The organism is Burkholderia sp. Ac-20345 (assembly GCF_017104825.1).
Classification (GTDB): Bacteria; Pseudomonadota; Gammaproteobacteria; order Burkholderiales; family Burkholderiaceae; genus Burkholderia; species Burkholderia lata_B.
Map to the genome: position 1 here is coordinate 22,464 of NZ_JAAGPO010000128.1, position 7,483 is coordinate 29,946.

Here is a 7,483-nt window from a genome sequence, read left to right on the forward strand (position 1 = left end):
CCATGGCCGACCATGGGTCCAGGGTGCATTGACGCCGCTATGGTCAACCTGTCTCGCGGCGCCGCCTGGGGAGGGAGCCTCCATGAAGCCTGTTGCCGTGCCGGCCGGCGGGGGGAACCGTCCGGCACGCAAAACGTTTATCGACGAAACCGGCGCAACGCCGGTCCGTTGCTCACTGCCCGATGCCCACGAACGTCGGCAGCAGCACGCGATAGACGTGGATCATGGCCGGCCCGAGCAGCACCAGCATCAGCGCGGGGAAGATGCAGAAGATCAGCGGGAACAGCAGCTTCAGCGCGATCTTCGCGGCCCGCTCCTCCGCGCGCATCCGCCGCCGCGTGCGCAGCATGTCGGACAGCACGCGCAGCGATTCGCTGATGCTCGTGCCGAACCGGTCGGCCTGGATCAGCATCGCGCAGAACGACTCGATGTCCTCCACGCCGGTACGCAGCGCAAGATTGCGCAGCGCCGTTTCCTTCGTGAAGCCGGAGCGCATCTCGAGCAGCAGCAGGTCGAGTTCGCTCGCGACCACCTCGCTGCTGAACCGCAGCTCCTCGCTCACCTTCATCAGCGCCGCATCGAGCCCGAGCCCCGCTTCGACGCACACCGTCAGCAGGTCGAGCGCATCCGGGAAATCCTCGAAGATCTTCTGCTGGCGCACCTTGACCCGCTGCGACAGCACGATGTTCGGGATGTAGTAGCCGATCCCGGCGAGCGCGACGAGGATCACCGACAGGATCGCGCGCTCGTCGCCAAGCGACGTCGTGATCAGCACCAGCAGCGCGGCGCACGGCAGCCCGAGCGCGAGCGCCGTCTTCGCGGTGAAGTACAGCGCGGCCGCGCTCTGGTTGCGCCAGCCGGCATTCATGAGCCGGATGCGCAGCGGTGAATTCTCCCAGCCCTCCTTCGGCACCGACAGCTTCGAGATCGGGGTGGACAGCTCGACCAGCTTCGCGACCCAGCGCGACGCCATGTCGTCGCCGTCGCCGGTGCCCGCCGCGCCGGTCGCGCCTGCCCCGGCCCCGCCGGCCTGCTGGAGCCGGCGCTGGATGCTGCGCGGCGCGAACAGCAGCATCGCGACGAGCACGCCGCCGGCCACGAAGATGAACAAGCCGCCCAGCATCACGGCCTGGACCACGCTCAGATTTTGCATGACAGCCTCGCAATGGTTGGTTATATGACTCGCGCGTCAGACGCGAATGCGGACGATGCGGCGGATCCAGAACAGGCCGAACAGCATCGACACCAGCATCCCGCCGACCATCCTGATCCCCGCCGGATCTTCCCAGAGCACGGACAGGAATTCGCGGTTCAGCAGCGCCATCACCGCGGCGGTGCCGAACGGCAGCAGCCCGAGAATCCATGCCGACAGCCGCCCTTCCGCCGACAGCACGCGCACCTTGTCGAACAGCTTGAAGCGCTCGCGGATCAGCGCGGAGATACAGTCGAGCAGTTCGGCCAGGTTGCCGCCCGTCTCGCGCTGGATCAGCACCGCGATCACGAAGTAGCGCAGGTCCTGCACCGGCACGCGCGTCGCGAGGTTCATCAGCGCATCGTGCAGCGACACGCCGTAGTTCACCTCGTCGAACGTGACGCGGAACTCGCCGCCCATCGGATCGGGAAACTCATCGCCGACCATCCCGAGCGTGCTGGTGAACGAATGTCCGGAACGCAGCGCACGCGAGATCATGTCGCAGATGTCCGGCAACTGCCGCTCGAGCTTGCGCATCCGCTTCGCGCGGCAGCGCATCACGTACATCATCGGCAGCCATCCGGCGAACAGTGCGACCGGCAGCGCAGCGAGCTGCGGCAACGTCGCGAAGCTCAGCGCAAGCCAGGCGAGCGCCGCGAACACCGCGCTGAGCACGATCAGCTTCGGCAGCGTCCAGTCGAGGCCCGACTGCTGGATCACGAGATCGAGGCGATGCACGCGGGGCATGCGCAGCAGCAACCGGTCGAACGGCTTCGACTCGTCGAGCATCCGCTTCTTCAGGATCGACAGCCGTTCCTGCTGCACGTTGCCGCCGGCCGACATCGAGCGGATGCGCGATTCGATCCGGCGCGCGGCAGAGCCGTGCCGCGCGTTCCACCATTGATAGCCCCCTTCGATCGCGAGTACCACCGCGACGAAGGTGAGAATCACAAAACCGTAAAAGATCGTGTTCATGAAGCCTCCCCGGTAGCGAACGGCGCCCTGTCGTCAGTTCGTCTCGTACCGCTGAGACGGGTCGTACAGCGAATCCGGCAGGTTGATGCCGAACGCCTGCAGCCGCTCGACGAACTTCGGCCGCACGCCGGTCGCGCAGAAGTGGCCGCGTACCGCGCCGTCGCGGTCCATGCCCATGCGCTTGAACGTGAAGATTTCCTGCATGTTGATGATGTCGCCTTCCATCCCGGTCAGTTCCTGGATGCTGACGATCTTGCGCTTGCCGTCGGTCAGCCGTGCCGCCTGCACGACCACCGAGATCGCCGACGCGATCTGCTGGCGCATCGTCTTCGGCGGCAGCGTCAGGCCGGAGATGCTGATCATGTTCTCGAGCCGCGTCAGCGCGTCGCGCGGCGTGTTCGCGTGGATCGTCGCGAGCGAGCCTTCGTGGCCGGTGTTCATCGCGTTGAGCATGTCGAGCGCTTCCGCGCCGCGCACTTCGCCGAGGATGATCCGGTCCGGGCGCATCCGCAGCGCGTTGCGCACCAGCGTGCGCTGCGTGATCTCGCCCTTGCCCTCGATGTTCGGCGGGCGCGTTTCGAGCCGCAGCACGTGCGGCTGCTGCAGTTGCAGCTCGGCGGCATCCTCGATCGTCACGATCCGCTCGTTGCGCGGAATGTAGCCGGACAGGATGTTGAGCAGCGTCGTCTTGCCGCTGCCGGTACCGCCCGACACCAGCACGTTGATCTTCGCGCGCGACAGCGCGTCGAGCAGCTCGGCCATCGGCGGCGTCAGGCTGTGGTAGCGCACGAGGTCGTCCATCTTCAGCGGATTGACCGCGAAACGCCGGATCGACATCAGCGGCCCGTCGATCGCGGACGGCGGGATGATCGCGTTCACGCGCGAGCCGTCCGGCAGCCGTGCATCGACCATCGGGCTCGATTCGTCGATGCGGCGCCCGACGCGCGACACGATCTTCTCGATCACCTTCATCAGGTGTGCGTCGTCGTAGAACGTCACGTCGGTCAGTTCGAGCTGACCGAAGCGCTCGACATAGACCTGCCGGTACGTGTTCACGAGGATGTCGGAGATGCTCGGGTCACGCAGCAGCGCTTCGAGCGGGCCGAAACCGAACATCTCGTCGTACACGTCGATCGCGAGCTGCCGCCGCTCGATGTCGTTCGCGGGCAGCCGCTCCTCGTCGAGGATGCGCGTGATCAGCAGACCGATCTCCATGCGGACCGATTCCTGCGGCATCCGCGACAGGCGCTCGAGCTCGACGCGCTCGAGCACGGCCAGGTGGATTTCGCGGCGCAGCTTCTGGTATGCGTCGCGCACCGACGAATGTGCCGGACCGGCCGGCTCGCTGCCCGCCGCCAGCGGCTGGGCCCGGTGCAAGGACATCTGTTCGCGCAATGACATGATGGTTCCCCGAAATAGTTACATGGACTTGAGCTTCGGCGTGGCCTTGCGGCCGAAAAGCCTGGACATCAGCGGTTCGCTGCTCGCCGCGCTGTGCCCCGCACGCACTTCGCCTTCGACGAGTTGTTTCGCGCACCCCTGCAACGCACGCACGACCGCGTTGCCGCGCGCGAGCCGCGACACCGGATGGCCCTGGTTGATCGCTTCGAGCACGGTGTCGGCATCGTCGGGAATCGTGCAGGCCGCGTGCAGGCCGAGCACTTCCTCGAGCGCGGTGCGGGTGCGGTCGCTCGCGCGCGTCGCGCGGTTCACGATCAGCCGCATCTGGTCGGTCGAGTAGCCGAGCGACACGAGGATCTCCAGCAGCCGGCGCCCGGCGCGCACATGCGGCATCGCAGGCTGCATCACGAGCTGGATCTGGTCGCTGCGATCCAGCGCGACCATCGACAGCGGATTGATGCAGACGCCGATGTCGAAGATCACGAAGTCGTAGCGCGGCGCGGCGACGCCCAGGATCCATTCGAGCGCGTCCTCGCGCATCTCGGCCGCCTTGACCGGGTCGCCCGCGCCCGCGAGCACGTGGAAGTTCTCCGTCACGTGCGCGACGCTCGCGTCGAGGAACGCGCTGTCGAGCCGCTCGATCTGTGCGCAAAGCTGCGGCAGCGTCGAAGGCGGGGTTTCGTCGCTGACGAGGAACGCCGCGTCGGCGAACTGCTGGTTCAGGTCGATCAGCAGCACGCGGCGCTTGAAGCCTTCGGCGATCTCGAACGCGATGTTGCTGGCCGCGAAGCTCGTGCCGGCTCCGCCCTTGCACGACATGAACGACACGATCCGCGTATCTTCGGTGTCGCGCCGCGTGCTTTGCGCGGCCGCACGCTCGAGCGCGTTGCCGAGCGCCTGCGGATCGAGCGGCCATTGCAGCACGTCGCGCGCGCCTGCGCGCATCGCGTCGAGCAGCATGTGCGGCGATGTATCCGCGGTCACGAGGATGCAGGTCAGGCCCGCGTGTGCGCGGCAGATGCGCTCGATCGCCGACAGTTCGGACGGTTCGAGCGACGTACCGTCGACCAGCAGGATGTCGAATGCGTCGAGCCCGTCGCTGCGGTGCTCGATCTGCGACGGCCGGCCGGTTGCGCGCGTCGCGCGATAGCGTCCGCAGTCGGCGACGAGGCGCGCGATCTGCGTGAGCCGCGCGGTGTCGTCGGAAGCTACGAGGATGTTGATCATTTCGTGTACCTCGTCTGTTCGATCAATTGCAGTTGGCGCCGCCGGTCGACGACGTCAGGCTTTCGCGCGGCAGCGTCGTCGTGAACGGCGGCATCCTCACCGTGACGTTCACGAACGGGATCATCGTCTTGACCGTGACGTTCGTGACGCTCACGGTCACGAACGCGCACGAATTCACGTCACAGCTTGCGGGCGAGTAGTTCACCGACACGTTCGCGTTCGACAGCAGCGGCAGCAGCGATCTCACCCGCTTCACGACGCCGGCCGCATTGACATCGCAGACCACCGCCGTGCGTGCGCCCAGGCGCACGGCCTCGCTCGCGGTGCTCCAGTAGAACAGCACGCGGCCGAACTCGAAGATGCCGATCAGCAGCATGATCAGGACCGACGCGATCAGCGCGAACTCGACGATCGCGGCGCCGCGCTGCGTGCGCCGGCGTGACAGGGGGACAGGGCGCGCGTTCATGACACTTGCCTCATCACGGTGACGATGTTGTTGAAGGTGATCGACGGCAGCCCCGGAAACGCAGGGATCGGCTGGTACTTGTAGCCCTTGATCTTCACCTCGACGACGTTGATCGCGCCCGTCGCCGTGCCGCTTGCCGCGTTGTTGTTCGAGTCGTAGGTCGGCAGGTTCGCGAACTGCGACGGGTCGGACGCGTCGCCGCAGCCGGTCGTGCGCTGTGCATCGCAGATCGTCACCATCGACGTCGTGAGCCCCGGCACCAGCTCGGTGCCGGCGGCGCCGCACGTCGTGCTGCCGTAGACGACGAGGCACTGCGCCTGCGAGGCCGGATACGCGGCGTCGGTCGGCAACCAGACCGACAGGTAGCGCGCCGCATCGCGCGTCGCCTTGGTCAGCGTCTCGAACTGGTAGATCGCGCGGCCGAACTCCGCCACGCCGGTCGCGAGCATGATCATCGGCATCAGCACGAGCGCGAACTCGACGGCGACGGCGCCACGGGTGCGTGAACGGCGAAACGGGGGCTTTTTCATGATCCTCTCTCCGCTATTGGACGAGCATCGGGACCTGGGTCCCGGACGCGCTGCCGCTGCCGGGCAAGCCGTGCGTCGCGCACGGATTGTTGCCGGAGACCGACGAGCCGAGGTATTCGAGGTGCGCGACGATCGCGCCGCTACCGGCGCTGAACGGCAGCGGATCGAGCATCAGCACGCAATCCCATTGCGTGACGTGCACCTTGCCGCTGCTGCCCGACAGCGTCGAGCAGTCGCCCTCCGGCGCGAGCGCGACGCGGCGGTCGCTGCCGAAAGTCTGGTAGTTGCTCGCCGTCGCGGTGCCGTTGGTGTTGATCCCGCTGCCCGTCGGCGGCGCGCCGTCGCCCTGGTAGGACTTGAAGGCTGCACGGTCGGCCACGAACTGCGTGTACGCATCGCCCTTGATGCCCGCCGTACCGGGCGGCCCGTAGTTCGGGCCGACATACGCGTAGCCGGTGAAGTCGGGCTGGCCGCTCGAGCCGTTCGCGCCGTTCGTATAGATGCCGAAGCGCGTATTCCAGGCGCGCAGCGACGCCGACTTCAGGCCCGTGGTGGCGAGGTCCGGCGGGCTCTTGATGTTGCAGGTGTTGCCCGACAGCTCGCTGGAGAGCGTGGTTTCGTTCGTCGAGCCGTCGAGTGCCGCCCAGCCGAAGTTGCCCGGCCCGTAGGTCGACGACGACCCGGACGGCGACGAGATCCAGTCGCCGACCTTGTACGCCGGGTCGGACGGGCCCCGGCACACGAACACCGGGATCGCGCAGGTCGTCTGCCCGCCGCCGACGGTGGCGATCGCGCTGGCCGACACTTCCGCCGCGTTCGCGAGCTTCGTGCCCGGCAGCACGTTCAGCACCTCGATGAACCAGTGCGCGATGTTGCTCAGCGTGGCGGTGCACTGCACGTACTTGATGTTCGCCGGCGTCGTGACCGAGTTCTTCGCCAGGAACGGGTTGGTCAACGAGTCGCTGAACGTGACGTTCGCGTTCGTCGACATCTGCACCGACTTGTTCTGGAAAAACACGAAGTTCAGGTGGCCGGCGGCGATGCCGTCCGCCTCGGCCACCGACAGGCTGATGGCCGAAGTCAGGTCACGCGCAGCCGACAGCGCGCAGGCATCGGCGCTGTTCTGCAGTTCGCTGCGCGTGACGTACAGCTTGCCGAGATCCAGCGCGAGTCCGACGAACCCGATCATCACCGCCAGTGCGAGACCGACGATGATCGCGACGGCACCGCGCTGGCGATGCAGGCTGCGACGCATGACTTTCGGATGGCGAGCTGCGCTGTTCATGGCGTTCTCCCTGAGCGTGGCGTCGTTACTGGGTGGCCTTGCCGATGCCGATCACGAATGCATTGGCGGGCGGCACGGTTTGCTTGAACGACTTGTCGTAGTTGTCGAGCGCGGCCGCGGCGGCACCGCCGTCGACGCCCTGCGCCGACGCCGAGGCCGCGTGTTCGGCGGCATGCGGGTCGATGATCTGGGCCTGGGTCACGGCGCGGACCGAATCGCCGAAGCGGGTGTCCCATACCGGGGTCGACGACATGCAGCCGGCAAGCGCGAACGCGAGCGGTGCGGCAAGCGCCACGCGGCGCACGATTACGAGGTAGGCGGAGTTCATGAGCTTCCCCTTGGATAGCTTCAACGATCGGTGGATTCGGGTGCCGCGCTCACGCGCACGACCTGCGCCTGGGCCGCCG

8 protein-coding genes are annotated in these 7,483 nt (G+C 67.0%); all 8 read right to left on the reverse strand.

Annotated elements, in window-relative coordinates:
* Positions 1 to 172: 172 nt before the first annotated feature.
* From G3O06_RS32560 to G3O06_RS32595, 8 genes are read right to left on the reverse strand one after another with little or no spacing between them, the layout of a single operon-like run.
* Positions 173 to 1,153, reverse strand: coding sequence for a type II secretion system F family protein (locus tag G3O06_RS32560; RefSeq protein WP_174966928.1), 981 nt, complete (start codon positions 1,151 to 1,153; stop codon positions 173 to 175).
* 36 nt (positions 1,154 to 1,189) lie between these two features.
* On the reverse strand, positions 1,190 to 2,167 hold the full coding sequence (locus G3O06_RS32565) for a type II secretion system F family protein (protein ID WP_205818670.1): 978 nt from the start codon (positions 2,165 to 2,167) through the stop codon (positions 1,190 to 1,192).
* 33 nt (positions 2,168 to 2,200) lie between these two features.
* Positions 2,201 to 3,568, reverse strand: a complete 1,368-nt coding sequence (locus G3O06_RS32570) for a CpaF family protein (RefSeq protein WP_205818671.1) — start codon at positions 3,566 to 3,568, stop codon at positions 2,201 to 2,203.
* A gap of 18 nt (positions 3,569 to 3,586) precedes the next feature.
* On the reverse strand, positions 3,587 to 4,795 hold the full coding sequence (locus G3O06_RS32575; protein ID WP_205818672.1) for an AAA family ATPase: 1,209 nt from the start codon (positions 4,793 to 4,795) through the stop codon (positions 3,587 to 3,589).
* Positions 4,796 to 4,817: 22 nt separating this feature from the next.
* Positions 4,818 to 5,261 (reverse strand): TadE family protein, encoded by a 444-nt coding sequence (locus G3O06_RS32580; protein ID WP_205818673.1) that lies wholly within the window; start codon positions 5,259 to 5,261, stop codon positions 4,818 to 4,820.
* A complete protein-coding gene (locus G3O06_RS32585) occupies positions 5,258 to 5,791 on the reverse strand; it encodes a TadE/TadG family type IV pilus assembly protein (RefSeq protein WP_174996768.1) in 534 nt (177 codons plus the stop codon). The genes G3O06_RS32580 and G3O06_RS32585 overlap by 4 nt, the downstream gene beginning before the upstream one ends.
* A 13-nt stretch (positions 5,792 to 5,804) precedes the next feature.
* Positions 5,805 to 7,076 (reverse strand): TadE/TadG family type IV pilus assembly protein, encoded by a 1,272-nt coding sequence (locus G3O06_RS32590; RefSeq protein WP_205818674.1) that lies wholly within the window; start codon positions 7,074 to 7,076, stop codon positions 5,805 to 5,807.
* Positions 7,077 to 7,101: 25 nt separating this feature from the next.
* Complete coding sequence (locus G3O06_RS32595) at positions 7,102 to 7,404, reverse strand: hypothetical protein (protein WP_174966935.1); 303 nt, start codon at positions 7,402 to 7,404, stop codon at positions 7,102 to 7,104.
* Between the last annotated feature and the right edge of the window lie 79 nt (positions 7,405 to 7,483).